This is a genomic window from Kitasatospora sp. DSM 101779, assembly GCF_025655475.1.
Taxonomy (GTDB): domain Bacteria; phylum Actinomycetota; class Actinomycetes; order Streptomycetales; family Streptomycetaceae; genus Kitasatospora.
In genome coordinates, this window is the sequence record NZ_JAHTIK010000001.1 from 2,348,578 (window position 1) to 2,362,330 (window position 13,753).

14 protein-coding genes are annotated in these 13,753 nt (G+C 72.7%); 7 read left to right on the forward strand and 7 right to left on the reverse strand.

Features of this window, described 5'->3' with window-relative positions; translation table 11 throughout:
• Window positions 1-1,078, forward strand: a 1,078-nt coding sequence (locus tag KSNIM_RS10910) for a hypothetical protein (protein ID WP_263103046.1), incomplete at its 5' end; no start/stop codon positions are given.
• 230 nt (window positions 1,079-1,308) lie between these two features.
• On the opposite strand, the gene KSNIM_RS10915 is transcribed toward KSNIM_RS10910, so the two are convergent.
• The gene (locus tag KSNIM_RS10915) at window positions 1,309-1,509 is read right to left on the reverse strand and encodes a hypothetical protein (protein WP_263103047.1); all 201 of its coding nucleotides are present in this window, start codon (window positions 1,507-1,509) and stop codon (window positions 1,309-1,311) included.
• Window positions 1,510-1,651: 142 nt separating this feature from the next.
• Window positions 1,652-2,458: a LysR substrate-binding domain-containing protein gene (locus KSNIM_RS10920; RefSeq protein ID WP_411543856.1), complete on the reverse strand. Its 807-nt coding sequence runs from the start codon at window positions 2,456-2,458 to the stop codon at window positions 1,652-1,654.
• A gap of 67 nt (window positions 2,459-2,525) precedes the next feature.
• On the opposite strand from KSNIM_RS10920, the gene KSNIM_RS10925 reads away from it, so the two are divergent.
• Entirely contained in the window at window positions 2,526-2,948 is a 423-nt protein-coding gene (locus KSNIM_RS10925) for a DUF5997 family protein (RefSeq protein WP_263103049.1), read from the forward strand.
• A 154-nt stretch (window positions 2,949-3,102) separates the two neighbouring features.
• On the opposite strand, the gene KSNIM_RS10930 is transcribed toward KSNIM_RS10925, so the two are convergent.
• The 5 genes from KSNIM_RS10930 to KSNIM_RS10950 form a co-directional block, all read right to left on the reverse strand.
• Window positions 3,103-4,002 carry a cysteine/serine endopeptidase inhibitor gene (locus tag KSNIM_RS10930; RefSeq protein WP_263103050.1) on the reverse strand — a complete coding sequence of 300 codons (900 nt, stop codon included), beginning with the start codon at window positions 4,000-4,002 and terminating at the stop codon, window positions 3,103-3,105.
• A 339-nt stretch (window positions 4,003-4,341) separates the two neighbouring features.
• Complete coding sequence (locus KSNIM_RS10935; RefSeq protein WP_263103051.1) at window positions 4,342-5,874, reverse strand: hypothetical protein; 1,533 nt, start codon at window positions 5,872-5,874, stop codon at window positions 4,342-4,344.
• A gap of 119 nt (window positions 5,875-5,993) precedes the next feature.
• Window positions 5,994-7,439: a glyceraldehyde-3-phosphate dehydrogenase gene (locus tag KSNIM_RS10940; RefSeq protein WP_263103052.1), complete on the reverse strand. Its 1,446-nt coding sequence runs from the start codon at window positions 7,437-7,439 to the stop codon at window positions 5,994-5,996.
• A 583-nt stretch (window positions 7,440-8,022) separates the two neighbouring features.
• Window positions 8,023-9,006 (reverse strand): hypothetical protein, encoded by a 984-nt coding sequence (locus tag KSNIM_RS10945; protein WP_263103053.1) that lies wholly within the window; start codon window positions 9,004-9,006, stop codon window positions 8,023-8,025.
• A 124-nt stretch (window positions 9,007-9,130) separates the two neighbouring features.
• Window positions 9,131-9,547, reverse strand: coding sequence for a hypothetical protein (locus KSNIM_RS10950; protein WP_263103055.1), 417 nt, complete (start codon window positions 9,545-9,547; stop codon window positions 9,131-9,133).
• A gap of 373 nt (window positions 9,548-9,920) precedes the next feature.
• On the opposite strand from KSNIM_RS10950, the gene KSNIM_RS10955 reads away from it, so the two are divergent.
• The 5 genes from KSNIM_RS10955 (at window position 9,921) to KSNIM_RS10975 (ending at window position 13,753) form a co-directional block, all read left to right on the forward strand.
• Window positions 9,921-10,808 carry a peptidoglycan-binding protein gene (locus KSNIM_RS10955; protein ID WP_263103056.1) on the forward strand — a complete coding sequence of 296 codons (888 nt, stop codon included), beginning with the start codon at window positions 9,921-9,923 and terminating at the stop codon, window positions 10,806-10,808.
• Between the two features lie 78 nt (window positions 10,809-10,886).
• The gene (locus KSNIM_RS10960; protein WP_263103057.1) at window positions 10,887-11,717 is read left to right on the forward strand and encodes a CHAP domain-containing protein; all 831 of its coding nucleotides are present in this window, start codon (window positions 10,887-10,889) and stop codon (window positions 11,715-11,717) included.
• Window positions 11,718-12,386: 669 nt separating this feature from the next.
• Window positions 12,387-12,857: a hypothetical protein gene (locus tag KSNIM_RS10965; protein WP_263103058.1), complete on the forward strand. Its 471-nt coding sequence runs from the start codon at window positions 12,387-12,389 to the stop codon at window positions 12,855-12,857.
• 109 nt (window positions 12,858-12,966) lie between these two features.
• Window positions 12,967-13,449 carry a luciferase family protein gene (locus KSNIM_RS10970; RefSeq protein WP_263103059.1) on the forward strand — a complete coding sequence of 161 codons (483 nt, stop codon included), beginning with the start codon at window positions 12,967-12,969 and terminating at the stop codon, window positions 13,447-13,449.
• Between the two features lie 133 nt (window positions 13,450-13,582).
• Complete coding sequence (locus KSNIM_RS10975) at window positions 13,583-13,753, forward strand: hypothetical protein (protein WP_263103060.1); 171 nt, start codon at window positions 13,583-13,585, stop codon at window positions 13,751-13,753.

A 13,753-nucleotide genomic window follows, 5' to 3' on the forward strand; every position in this document is an offset into this window, starting at 1 on the left:
GCCCCGCCACGGCAAGCGGTACGGCCACGGCGAGCAGCACGGCCCCGGCCCCCGGCACCACACCCGGGGCCCCCTCGCCGAACCCGACGGCGTCGGCCGACGGCGGCACCACCGCCGCACCGTCCGGCACACCGAGCGGCGGGCAGGCATCCGGCGGGCCGTCGGCGGCCCCTGCCACGGACACCGCCCGGGCCGCCTCCCCCACCGCCTCCTCAGCGACCGCCGCCTCGACCGCGCCGGAACCGCGCGCGCCCGACTCGACCACCCCGGCGTCGACCACCCCGGCGTCGACCACCCCGGCGTCGGCCACCGCATCGACGACACCCCCCGCACCCTCCCCCACCACCGAAGCCACTTCCTGAACCGCCTGGAGCACCTCGTGAACCGATCGCACCGCAGCACCCCGTCCCGCCGGCTCGGCCGCCTCCTCCGTTCGGGCCCGCTGGTGCCCGCGGTGGCCGCCGCCGTCCTGCTGGTCGGGCCGGCCGCCGCCACCGCCGACGCCAGCCAGGTCCGCTACGAGCGGACCCACGCCGTCAGCGTGGCCAGCCCGGTGCGGACCCACGACACCGACGTCGCCTTCGAGATCCGCCAGTTCGGCCGGACGGTCGGGCTCGCCGTCGACAACCGGGCGGTCGCCACCGCCCGGTACTGCAGCGAGGGGCAGCACTGCCGCGCCGTCGCCCTCTCCTTCCAGATCGTCACCACCGGCGGCAGCGACGTGCACGTCGACGCCGACAACAACAGCAAGGCGACCACCGTGCACTGCGCCGGCTGCCAGGCCGTCGCCGGCGCCTACCAGTTCGTCATCAACACCCCGGAGCCCGTCCGGCTCGGCCAGAACGCGCTGCGCCGGCTCGCCGCGGTGGAGAAGGCCGTGCGGTCGGCCGCTCGCACTCAGGCCCCGGAGCAGCTGAAGGCCACCGTCGACGCGAAGGTCTCCGAGATCACCGACATCCTGCAGGCCGCCGTGGCCGCCCAACCCGCCGCCCCGGCCGGCCCGTCGAACCGCAGCCTCGCCGCACGGCCCGGGGTGACGGTGCACCGGATGCTCGACGGCTGGCCGGGCAACGACTAGGAGCCGCCGTCCCACGCGCACCCGGGCCGCCCGCCCTCGACGACAGGCCCTACGGGCGCGCCTTCACAAGGCGTACGGATACCACATAGGGCCGCGGGGAACTGCGCAATTCGGATGCGGGCCACCGTACAGACCAGGGGCGACCCGGATCTGTCAGGAGCACCACTCCCGGACTGCGCAGTTCCCCGCGCCCCTGGATCGACCCCCCGAGTGCCCTTGGAAGACGGTTCCTACGGCGTGCCCGACGGACCGTCACCGCGGTTCCGCGCCGCCGCCTCGGCCCGCCGTCCGGGCGGCGGGGGCGGCGCGGTCGAGGCCCGGACGACCAACCGGGTGGGCAGCAGCCGGCGCACCGGCTGCTGCTCGCCGCGGATCGCGGCGAGCAGCGCCCCGGCGGCCGTCCGGCCCTTGGCCTGTGCGCCGCCTCCCACCAGGTGGCGGGCCCCGCGGCAGCCCTGGCCATCGGCGTCGCCGCGCCCAAAATCCTCCAGCAGACCTTCCGGCGCATCCCGGAGGCCCCGCCCGTCAGGCCCACCCCGCCCGAGCCTCCGCAGCCCGGCGGTCGGGACGCGGTCAGCGGCCGCGGGGCTTGCCGCGCCGCGCGCCGCCCGATCCGCCGGAGGCCCCGGCACCGCCCCGTCCACGGCCGCCCGCCGACGCGGGCCGCTTCGGCTTCTGCTGCTGCGTCTTCTGCTGCTTCTGGCGCTGCTGCGGCGCCGGCTTCTGCTTCGCATCGGCCTTCTGCTGGGCGGCGGGCTTCTCCTGGCTCTGGGCCCCGCGTCCGCGCGAGCTGTTGACCGTCCGCCCGCGGACGATGCCGATGAGCTCCTCCACCAGGTCGGTGGTCCGGTCCTCGCGCCAGGAGAGCACGACCTGCGACTGCGGCACGTCGGCGAGGGTCCGGTAGGTGAGGTCGCGGCGGTGGTGCAGCCGGGCGAGCGACTGCGGCACCGCGAGCACCCCGATGCCGGCCGCCACCAGCTCGATCGCGTCGGCGGTGGTCGCGGGCCGCTCGAAGGCGGGCAGGCCCGGCAGGCTCTCCCAGCCGAGGGTGTCGTCCAGCGGGTGCAGCACGACCTCCTCGGCCAGGTCCGCCACCGCGACCTCCTCGGCCGCGGCCAGCCAGTGGTCCTTGGGGATCACCACGACCGTGGTCTCGGTGTAGAGCGGGATCGCACTGAGCACCGTCCGGTCGACCGGCAGCCGCACCAGCCCGGCGTCCGCGCCGCCGGAGACCAGCGTCTCGGTGCCGCCCTCGGCGGGAACGGCCACCAGCGCGAGCGGAACATCGGGCAGCCTCTCTCCCCAGACACGCACCCACTTGGTGGGTGTCACGCCCGGAACGTACGCCAGCCGGAAGGAGGAGGGGGTCGCCTGCATCTCAGTCACGCAGCCCAGGCTACCCACCGTGATCGGGGCGGGCCTCCGCTCGCTTACCCTTGTCTCCATGACATCGCGCAAGCCCCGGACGATCCAGACGATGAAGCCCGCCACGGCGGCGAAGAAGCTGGGCGTCTACCTCGAGGCCACCCCCGACGAGTTCCGGGAGGGCGTGGTCTCCCGTGACGAGCTGAACGCGCTGCAGGCCGAGCCCCCCGCGTGGCTGGAGGAGCTGCGCCGCAACGGCCCGCACCCCCGCCAGGTGGTCGCGGCCCGGCTCGGTATCTCCGTCTCCGGCCTGGCCCGGGGCGGCGTGAGCGAGGCGCTCACCACCGAGCAGATCGAGGCGCTCCGGTCGGAGAACCCGGAGTGGCTGCAGAAGGAGCGCACCATCCAGGCCGAGGTCCGGCGCGAGAGCGTGCGGATCAAGGAGAAGCAGGCCAAGGAGGCGAAGCAGGCCCAGCAGGCCACTGCCCGCAAGGACCGCTGAGGCCGCACGCAGCACCGCACCCCACGGGCCCGTCCGGCAGCCGCCGGACGGGCCCGTGGGGTGCGGGCCGCGGACTGGACCGGCACCGCGCGCCGCGGGGCCGCCGCCGCCCCGGGGAGGGAGGACGGCGGCGGCACCGCGGCGCGGCACTCCGTCAGCAGGTGCCGTTGTCCCGCCAGACGGCCCAGGAGCCGGGGTCGTTCGGCGCCGCGCCGGTGGAGTAGTAGGTGGCGGTGTACTTGTGGCCCGCGTGGGCGACGGTGTCGCCGGGCACGTAGGACCTGGTGGAGCTCCAGGCGGCCGGGCAGGCGGTGCCGCCGCCTCCCCCGCCGCCGGTGGCGGTGGTGGTCGCGGTGACCGCGGCGGACTGGCTGCCCGCCTTCCCCCCGGAGTCGACGGCGGCGACCGTGTAGCGGTACCCGGTGCCGGCGGCGAGGCCGGTGTCGGTGTACGAGGCGCCGGAGGCCGTACCGACCTTCGTCCCGGCACGGTAGACGGTGTAGGAGGACGCGCCCGAGACGGCCGTCCAGGAGAGCGAGACGCTGCTCGTGGTGGTGGCGGTGGCGCGCAGCCCGGTGGGGGCGGGCAGGGTGGTCGTCCCGCCGCCACCGCCGGTGCCGCCGCCGGAGCCGACGAACTTCCAGGTGATCCCGGAGACCACGCCGACGTTCAGGTCGGCGAGCTTCTGGAAGGCGGTCTTGCTGAGGTCGATGTGCTCGGCGCTGCAGGACGGGCACTTGTCCTTGACCGGGACGGTGATCGTCCTGCCGTTGTAGCTGACCTGGACGGAGATCCCCTTGCAGAGGTCGTCGTTGTTCGGGTTGGCCGAGGTCCACCACGAGGTGGAGACGGCGACCAGGTCCTCGGCGGACGCGTTGATCGCCGTCCCGCAGGCCCCGTAACCGGCGTCGTCGTACCAGGTCATCGTGCCGGTCCTGGACTCGCCGACCGGTATCGAGGCCAGCGCCGAGCCGATGCCGAACACCGTGAGCATCAGCGCACCGACCAGGCCGGCGATCCACCGCCGGCGGATCCGTTTGGGAGCGGAGTGCACGCGTCCTCCTGGAGGGATGGGATGGTTTCTCGTCGTGCCGGCAGGTCCGCACACAGCCCCGACTGACTGGTCACCATCAATAACCAACCCGGACCCACCCGGTCAACGGCCGTCCACCACCGCCGGGTTGACCACTCCGACCCTTCTGCGGCCCGCTTCCCGGGCATCGCCGCAGGTCATGGCCGCCGCACGGCGCGCGCCGCAGCGCGACGGCTCCCTGCCCGGCCGGAACAGCCTTATGCAGCCGTTAAGTTCGCCAAAAGGTCGTGGTCCCGACCTCTCTCCGGGCCCGGAGCACTCGGGACAGCCCGGGTGCACACCGGCGTGGCGGCAGCCCGGTCAGCCGCCACTGCGGCACACGCCCCCCGCCTTTGCCGGTATCAGGCGCACCTGGGCCGCCGACAGCTTCACCGGTTCCTCGGCCGCACGGTCCCACAGCACAGCGGTCTCCCCGGCGACCCCGAACGAGAGGTACGGCCGCGTCGGATCGAGCCGGGGCCCCTCGCCCGACAGCTGCTCGGCGGGCACGGCAAGCTCCACGCAGACCCAGTCCGGCTTCACACCGAAGTACGGCGGCGGATCCTCGCCGCGGCTCGCGGCGGCGATCGTCCGGTCGACGGCCCGCTGCGCGGAGCGCATCGCCAGGCTGGCGACCCCGGTCAGGATGAGCACCAGCAGCATGACGTAGACCGCGGCGTTGAACCCGTCCCCCGTACCCGCGTACGCGTGGTGCCGGTGCCTGGCGAAGCCCCACCAGGCCGGCAGGACGAGCACCAGGCTCAGGAAGGCCAGCAGCCGCACGGCCGCGATGACCTGCCACATCGGCGGCACGTCCAGGTCGCCCGGGTCGAGCGAGAAGCCGTCGGCGTAGAGGGCGTGCAGCACGGACCCGGCGGCCAGGAAGGTGGAACCGGCGAGCGAGACCGCGAGGGGCACCACCCACGCCGCCCACTCGCTCCAACTCCACTGCCGCACCAGCAGCCAGAGCCCTGCCACCACCCCTGCGACGACCAGGGACAGCAGGGCCTGCTGTCGCGTCCAGTGCGGGCCGACCGCGCCGAACCCGCCGAGGCCGAGCAGCGCCAGCATCGCCACGGGCACCGCCGCCATGGCCGCCCCGGCGACACGGCCCTGCCGGAAGAGCCGCGACCCCGACCACATGGCCGCCGCACCCGCCAGGACGGCAGCCACCACCCACAGCGGACGGCTGCCGCCGGAGCCGCCGGACGCGAGGGCCGCCGCCGTACCCGCCGCGAGACTCCAGCCGAGCACCTGGTTCCTGCGCCGTTCGAACTCCTCCTCCGGCCAGAACCGTCCACTGACGCGCCACCGCCCGTCGAGCGGCCGGGCCGCGGCCCGGGCCGGGACGGGCGCGCCCTCCCCCGGCGGAGTCATCCGGGCCAGCCGCAGTGCCTCCCTCGGCGTCCCGGTCACCCGCACACCGGTGTCGTGGCGGCCCAGGCCGGTCAGCAGCCGGTGGATGCGCCGCCCGAGCCTCGCCCCGCGGCCCCTCGGGTGGTCGGCGGCGTCGAACACCTGCCACTCGGTGAACATCTCCCGGTCCCGCACCAGAGGCTCGGTACGGCGCACGTACGCCTCCAGGCGGGCCCTTCGCAGGGCTTTCGCCACCCGCCGAGCGGCTCCGCGGTCGCAGTTGTGCAGCGAGCCGGGCAGCCGCACCTCCACCTCGTACACCCGCGAGGTCGGATCGGGCTCCAGGACCCCGAGCAACGGCCCCCCGCCGCAGGGGTGGTGCCCGAGCACCGGCCAACCGTGCTGCTCGAAGACCTGCTCGGCCCCCGCCCAGTCCCGTTCACCGCCACAGACCTGAACGAGCGTCAGCACCCGCTGGTCGTAAGGATTTCTGCGCATGGTCACGGACCCTACCCAGCACCGGTGTGGGTCGCCCGCCGATGCCGGAAGGGCCGGAGGCTGCTGCCTCCGGCCCTTCCGGTGACCGTCGTCACGACGGTCGAAGCATCCGCTGCGGATCAGACCGCCGGAGCCGGGTAGGTCGGGTACTCGACGCCGGAGACGTGCTGGACGACCCGGATGACCTGGCACGAGTAGCCGAACTCGTTGTCGTACCAGAGGTAGAGGATCGCGTTGTCGCCCTCGACCTTGGTGGCGCCGGCGTCGACGATCGAGGCGTGGCGCGAGCCGATGAAGTCGTTGGAGACGGCGTCGGGCGCGGTGGTGAAGTCGATCTGGCGCTTCAGCGGCGAGGTCAGCGACACCTCGCGGAGGTACTCGAGGACGTCCTCGCGGGTGGTCTCGCGGGCGAGCTGCAGGTTGAGGATCGCGATCGAGACGTCCGGCACCGGGACGCGGATCGAGCTGCCGGTGATCTTCGCCTTGAGGTCCGGCAGCGCCTTGGCGACGGCGGAGGCGGCGCCGGTCTCGGTGATGACCATGTTCAGCGGCGCGGAGCGGCCACGACGGTCGGCCTTGTGGTAGTTGTCCAGCAGGTTCTGGTCGTTGGTGAACGAGTGGACGGTCTCCACGTGGCCGCGGAGCACGCCGTACTCGTCCTCCATCGCCTTCAGCGGCGGGACGATCGCGTTGGTGGTGCAGGAGGCGCAGGAGAGGATCCGCTCCTCCGGCTTGATGGTGTCGTGGTTGACGCCGTGCACGATGTTCGGGACGTCGCCCTTGCCCGGCGCGGTCAGCACGACCTTGTCGATGCCGGGGCGGAGGTGCTTCGACAGGCCCTCGCGGTCGCGCCACTTGCCGGTGTTGTCGATCAGGATGGCGTCATTGATGCCGTACGCCGTGTAGTCGATCTCCGACGGGTCGTTGGCGTAGATCACCTTGATCTCGTTGCCGTTGGCGACGATGGTGCTGTTCGCCTCGTCAACGGTGATGGTGCCCTGGAACTGGCCGTGGATGGAGTCGCGGCGCAGCAGCGAGGCGCGCTTCACGATGTCCTGGTCGCCGCCCTGGCGCACGACGATGGCGCGCAGCCGCAGGCCGTTGCCGGAACCGGCCTTCTCGATGAGCAGGCGGGCGACGAGGCGGCCGATCCGGCCGAAGCCGTAGAGGACCACGTCGCGCGACCCGGAGCGCTCGATCTTGTTGGCGCCGGTGGCACCGGCGACCGCCTCGGCGGTGAACTCCGCGATCGACAGGCCGCGGTCGTCGGCCCGGTAGGTGGCCGCGAGCATGCCGATGTCGATCTGGGAGGGGCCCAGGTCGAGCGCGGTGAGGGCCTGGAGGAACGGCATCGTCTCGGTGACCGAGAGCTCCTCGCCGGCGATCTGGCGGGCGAACCGGTGCGTCTTGAGGATGCTGACAACCGACTTGTTCACCAGGGAGCGGCTGTGCAGCAGGACAGTGACGTCCCTCTCCCGGTGCAGTCGGCCGATGATCGGGATCATCGACTCCGCGATCTCCTCGCGGTTCATCCAGTCCGTGAACACGTCGTCGTTGACAGTCACAAGTCCATCTTTCGAGCTAGGAGGGTGCCTCCATGCTAGCTTTCGAAAGTTGTTGATCTTTTGGCGGTCCCGCGCCCGACCGGCCCTCGGCCGCCCCCGCGGGCAGGTCGCGCACCGTGCCGCCCCGCCCGCACCGCCGCCCCGGCCGAGGCGCCCGGCCCGTCCCCGACGGGGCTGGAGCCGAGCACACCGGGGTCGTTGCCACTCACCGCCAGACGACATGACTTGAACGTCAAACCACAGGGCCTGGGAAATTTTCGTTCAATATGTGACATCAGAGCCGGGTGCGATCGGGCCCCGATGCGCCTCAGGCACGGCGGATCGGCGGGGCGTCACGGCGTCCGACCACCAGCCCCGAACAGCACCTGTGTTCATTTCACGGACGCACTCCGGTGGGACACGAAGCGATCCACTGCCGCGCGCGACGCCTGCCGCGCACGTGACCGAAGCCCTTGCAGCGGATTCACCCCACCTGGAGTAGACGCGCGTAGATTCCAGCGGCCGTGCCCGCGCCGACCGCGGCTCGGCCGGCGGCCACCGTGGCAAACCTCACAGGCCGAACGGCCCCCGCCGCCCGGCCGACTCAGCCGGCCGCCACCCGGGCCGCCGCGCGCACCTGAGTCTCCACGGCGGTCCTCGCCTCGGCCATCGCTGCGGCGTTGGCCGCGATCACCTGCTGCTGGTAGCCGGCATCCACGGCGTACCAGACGCCGACCACGTTGTGCGCGTGCCGGCAGGCGGCGTCCGCGGTCGCCACCTTCAGCTCCTGCGGCGTCGGCAACGGCGCCTTCCGCCACTGCGGGTCGCCCAGGGCCGCCAGCGGGTCCGGGTAGTCGAAGCCCGCGTCCTTCATGCACTGCGACCACCGGCGGAACACCGCCTGCGTCCGCGCGTCGTTCCGGGACTGCTCCAGCGTCGTGAACTTCGCGTCGTCCGCGAACTGGGTGTCGCCGATCCCGCCCTCCGCGGCCCCGGTCAGCTCCTTGACCGCCTCGCCGATGCAGCCGCGCTCCGGCACCTTCCGCCCGTTGACCTCGCGCCCGCCCGACCCGGCCCTCGCCGCCGCGTCCGCGGTGCCCCGCAGCACGAGCTCCATCTCGGGCGACACCGACGGACCGCTCGGCTTCGCGCCCGCCCCCGCAGGCACTCCGCCCTCGGGGTGGTAGCCCCACTTCGCCATCAGCGCCGCGCTCTGGTGTCCGTAGCGCGAGTCCACCCGGGTGGTGGGGGCGTCGCTGTCGCGCCGGCCGCCGCTGCCGGACGGCGGGGTGTACGTCAGCCCGAAGGAGGCCATGCAGCGGACGATCAGCTTCTGCTGCGCCTTCTCGACCGCCGCCTGCTGCTCCGCGTTGAGCAGGTAGGGGTCGAGCGGCAGCGGCCGGTCGTTCGCCGAGTCCAGCTGCGGCGTCGCGGCGACGGCCGGCGGCGCCGCGGCGGTCCGCACGCTCTCCCTCGGGCTCGGCGGCGCGGCGTCTGCGCCGGCGGGACCCGCCGCACTCGCGCAGCCCGCGAGGAGCAGCGGCAGCAGGGTGAGCATCACGGCGGAGCGGGCGGGTCGGCTGGACACAGGCGGGTCTCTTTCGGAACGGCGCGGCCGGCGGGACGGGGGCGGGTAGCCGTGCACCGGTCCCCGGCCGCAGCGGGGCGGTCGAGGACCGGTGCGGGTGCTCGGTACGACGGGTGCCGTCAGATCACGGACCGACGAACTCGCCCGAGGCGTTGTTGTTCTTCAGCTGGGAGTTGAGGTCCCGGCGGCTGTTCATCGGGATCGCCTGACAGGCGACGCTGCAGTCCCAGCCGCTGTTGTAGAAGACGTTGAACGTGCCGTACCAGTGGTTGTCCACTGCCGCGGCGTTGTTCTTGACCGCAACACCGGCGCCGGAGCTGCCGTTCTTGCCGGCCTTGAACGTCAGGCCCGCGTAGTTCTCGATGCTGGTGTTCTCGACGTACACCGCGCCGTAGCCGTGGGCGCTGGAGTTGTAGTAGAGGCAGACCTGGCCGCCCTGGCAGTCGGCAGTGAAGGCGGAGGCGCTCCCGGCGGACGCAAGTCCGGCCGTCACGACGGTGCCGGCCACGAGTGCGGCCGAGATGAACTTCCTGATCGCCATGGTGATCCTTCCGTACGGGGCGCCGGGGTGTCCGGTGCCCTGCGCGGGCGACCGTCCGGTCCCCGCCGCGTGATGCCGGCCGCCGTGGTGATCGCGGCGGCCGGTGGCGGATTCATGCTGGCGAAGGGCGGTATCGCGGCCGTATCCGCTTGATCGCGCGGCCCGTCCGGACCCCGACTCCCCTGCACACGGCCGTAGTTGCGGCCCTGCGGGCCTGGTCGCGCGCGCCCCGAGGCGATACGCGCGCGCTATCGGCACCTCCTAGCGTCTCGAACGGATCTCGGCCCCGACGCGGGCCCGACGACGCAACCCCATTGCCCGGCACCGGGACTGGGGTCGGCCGATCCTCCACCGAACCAGAAGGAACCTCCGCATGGCATCCGTCATCAAGACCCGGAACGCCACCCGACTGCTCGCGGCCGTCGCCGTCCTGAGCGGCCTGGTGATGAGCGTCGCGCAGGCCCACGCGGCAACCCCGTCGCCCCACACCGAGGCACCGGCCGCCACCGCTGCCGCGCTGCCCGTGGTGGACATGGAAGCCACGGTCAAGGCTGCCCAGATCGACCCCCGGCGCCCCGACAGCACGCTGACCCCGGGGGCCAAGGACTCGGTCCTGGCCGTCGAGCGGGCTCTGCAGGCCCGTGGTCTCCTCGACGCCCGCTGGGTGGACGGGTACTTCGGCACCACCACCATCACCGCCTACGCCGCCTTCCAGCGCTCCCTCGGCTACACCGGCCTGGACGCCAACGGACTGCCCGGCGCCACCTCCCTCACCACCCTCGGGCAGGGCCGGTTCACCATCTCCCACAAGATCGGCCCCGGCGCGAAGCTGCAGCGCAACGGATACACCGTCAACACCCGTACCCAGGACATGCTCACCGAGGCCGAGCGCCTCCTGGGCTTCAAGCTCACCCTGTCCCAGGGCTCCTACAACCCCGGCGGCGACCCCACCTCCGCCGGCACCCACGACGGCGGCGGCGTCGTGGACATCAGCGTCGACGGCATGTCCAGCAGCACCCGCACCGCCGTCGCCAAGGCACTGCGCCAGGTCGGATTCGCCGCCTGGGTCCGCAACCCCAACCAGGGTGACTGGCCGTGGCACATCCACGCCGCGGCGATCAGCGACACCGACCTGTCCACCCAGGCCCAGCACCAGACCGGCGACTACTACCTCGGTCTCAACGGCCTGGCCAACCAGGCCGCCGACGACGGCCCCCGCATCCCCATCCAGACCTGGGAGGAGTACCAGCGCACCCACTGACGGCGCACGGCACCACCCGAGCACGACCCGATAGTCCCCGTCAGAACCCCTAGATCACACGCCGCGAAAGAGAAGGCTTTGAAGAAGAACATACGCACCACGCTGACCATCGCCGGCACCGCTCTGGCCATGGCCGTCCCCCTCATCGGCGCCACCTCCGCCCCCGCCTTCGCCGCCTCCCGCGACGGATCCTGCGACTCCGGAGAGTTCTGCCTCTACTACAACAGCGACCAGGCCGGCTCGGTCTCCGACTTCACCGGCTCCATCAGCGACTACGGAGCCACCCAGCCGTCCTGCTACGAGTTCAAGGGCGCCGGCAACGGCCAGGGCGTCTGCGTCAAGAACAACGCCGCATCGGTGTGGAACCGCTCCGACAAGACCGTCCGCGTCTACTTCAACAGCGGCTACGCAGGCGCCAGCCAGGACTTCGCCCCCGGCGCCAAGGGCAACCTCAACTCCACGCTGAAGAACAACGAGGCCTCCCACCAGTTCCTCGGAAGCACCGGCGGCGGCAGCAACGAGAGCCCCACCAACGACTTCGACCACGGCACCCGGGGCTTCGCCGCCAACAACTGCACCGCCTTCGCGGCATACCGCATCGCCAGCCGTCTCGGCGTCCCGAACTTCAGCAACTCCTACGGCGGCACCACCTGGGGCAACGCCAACACCTGGGACGACGCCGCCCGCCGCATCGGCGTCACCGTCAACACCACCCCCAGCGTCGGTGCCATCGCCGTCAACGACACCCACGGGGACTACGGCCACGTCGCCTACGTCAACGCGGTCCACGCCGACGGCTCCTTCGACGTGGAGGAGTACAACTGGAACAACCGCCTCGCCTACGGCACCCGCAAGAACCTCCGCGTCAGCAGCGCGGAGAACTCCTTCCAGCACATGCTCCACTTCTGAGCAACCACCAGCAGGACACCGGCACACCCGTGCCAAGGGCAACCTCGCAGCCGGGGTGATCCAGTGGGCGTGCAGGTGACGGCGGCGTGACGGTGTGCGCCGGAGCCGCAGCGACAAGCATCGAAAGCCCCGTCGGGCAGGTGACCTTTCCACGTCGCCTTCGCCCGGCGGGGCTTCGACGTGCCGCCGGGCTGCCGGCGCCGCCCCGTCACGGTCGGCGGTGGCCGGGAAGGAGGAGGAGTCCAGCGAGGTGTCGCTGCAGCGGGGCACGCCCGGCGCGAAGCCGTCCGAGCCGGTCCCGACGTGGAAGTCCGGCACCCGGACGCCGTCGGTGGTCTTGCCCCGGACAGCCGAGCCGTACGCACCCTCGCCGCGTGCCTGCCGTGCGACGGGCACGGTGCGGCCCAGTAGCGGCGTGAACCGGGGCGTGGCGCCACGGCCGGGAGTCGGCCTCGCGGGCGGTCCGGCACCACCGGGCGAGGGGAGCCCTGCACCTGCCGCGTATCACGCCGGCCGCCGCCCGCCAGCCCGCCCGGCGGAAACCATTGATCCGTCACATTCACTGCTGTACTGGCGCGTTGGGCTTACCGGCTACGGCGGCGCTACACGGGACCGGTAGAAGAGACGGGCTCGGAACACCCGAGGCGCACCGACCCAGGGAGCACCCCCATGCGTACGACACTCTCCGCGCTCGCCGCCGCAGGCCTGATGCTCGTCGGCGGCATCACCCTCGCCCCGGAGGCGAGCGCCGCGAGCACCTACGGCTGCAGCGGCAGCCTGGTCGACACCTACGACCTCAGGACCGACGGCGGCACCGGCACCAAGTACGGCGAGCTGTACCTCTACTACAGCAGCGCCAACGGCGGCACGAACTGCGCGGCCGCCGTCGACACCCACTTCGCCTCGGGAGTCACCAAGTACCAGGCCGTCTACATCTGGCGCTGCGCGGCCGGCACCAAGGCCGGCGAGTACTGCAACTACGACCAGTCCGACGACGACTCCGGCACCTTCTCCTGGTACGCCGGCCCCGCAAGGATCACCGGCACCGCCGACCGCTGCATCATGGTCTACGGCCGGGTCGACGACCCCAACAACACCAAGGTCGCCGAGAAGAGCACCCTGGCCACCCACTGTGGGTGACGGCCAGTCAGATAGTCTGCGGCAGGCGCCCCCGGAGCCGATCGGGAACGGGACGGGAACGGCCGGCGGGAGGCTGCGGGGAAAGCCCTGACCGAACAGGAGAGCCCCCATGCCTCTGCCCGTGCGCACCGGCCCGCGCCCGCTCGTCTCCGTCGAACCGCCGGTGGAACAGATCACCCAGTGCGGTCCCGCCCCCTTGCGGGCGGCGCTGGAGCAGTTGCTCGGGGCGCTGCCCGGGGTGCGGCTCGGCCCGTCGTTCGACTGCGTGCCCGGCAGCGCGGCCGGACACGTGTCACCGACGCTGGCGCACGGACCGGCGGAGGCGTTCCTGGCGGTCACCGAGTTCGGCCACCTGCACCCGCCGTACGACGGGAGCCTGCACCTCATGCTGCCGCCGGCGCTGGCGGCGGAGGTGGTCGGCAGCGGCTGGGGCACGCCCGGTGCACCGACCGGCTCGGTGCTGGTCTACGGGCCCCGGGACGAGCGGGAGGCGGAGGTGGCCCGGCAGCTGCTGCTCGCCTCGTACCACTGGGCGTGCGGCCGGGACACCGCCGGTGAGCACGGCGGCGCCGAGGGCGTTCGCAGCCGATAGAAACCCCCGAGCCGGCCGGGCCCGCTCCCGCGATACCCGGGCGGGGGTATCGCAACGGGAACGGAGCGGGAACGGCCGTCGCGAGCATTCGGGGTGTCGGAGCCAGACACCACAACGAATTGCTGGGGGAACCATGATGAAGAAGCTGATCGGCCTGGTCTCGGCCGGTGTCCTCGCCGCGCTGGCGCTGGGTCTGACGGGCCCCGCGCACGGCGCGGCCGACACCGGCCGGGGCCGCGGGGGGACGGCGACGATCACCCTGGCGAGCGACAACCCGGCCGGGAACGTCATCGGCTCGCACTGA

Excerpts from the sequence above, each read along its gene's own strand:
- KSNIM_RS10920 (WP_411543856.1), bottom strand. The coding sequence starts at position 2,458 with ATGCAGGCGACCCCCTCCTCCTTCCGGCTGGCGTACGTTCCGGGCGTG.
- KSNIM_RS10925 (WP_263103049.1), top strand. The coding sequence starts at position 2,526 with ATGACATCGCGCAAGCCCCGGACGATCCAGACGATGAAGCCCGCCACG.
- KSNIM_RS10935 (WP_263103051.1), bottom strand. The coding sequence starts at position 5,874 with ATGCGCAGAAATCCTTACGACCAGCGGGTGCTGACGCTCGTTCAGGTC.
- KSNIM_RS10950 (WP_263103055.1), bottom strand. The coding sequence starts at position 9,547 with ATGGCGATCAGGAAGTTCATCTCGGCCGCACTCGTGGCCGGCACCGTC.
- KSNIM_RS10955 (WP_263103056.1), top strand. The coding sequence starts at position 9,921 with ATGGCATCCGTCATCAAGACCCGGAACGCCACCCGACTGCTCGCGGCC.
- KSNIM_RS10965 (WP_263103058.1), top strand. The coding sequence starts at position 12,387 with ATGCGTACGACACTCTCCGCGCTCGCCGCCGCAGGCCTGATGCTCGTC.
- KSNIM_RS10970 (WP_263103059.1), top strand. The coding sequence starts at position 12,967 with ATGCCTCTGCCCGTGCGCACCGGCCCGCGCCCGCTCGTCTCCGTCGAA.
- KSNIM_RS10975 (WP_263103060.1), top strand. The coding sequence starts at position 13,583 with ATGATGAAGAAGCTGATCGGCCTGGTCTCGGCCGGTGTCCTCGCCGCG.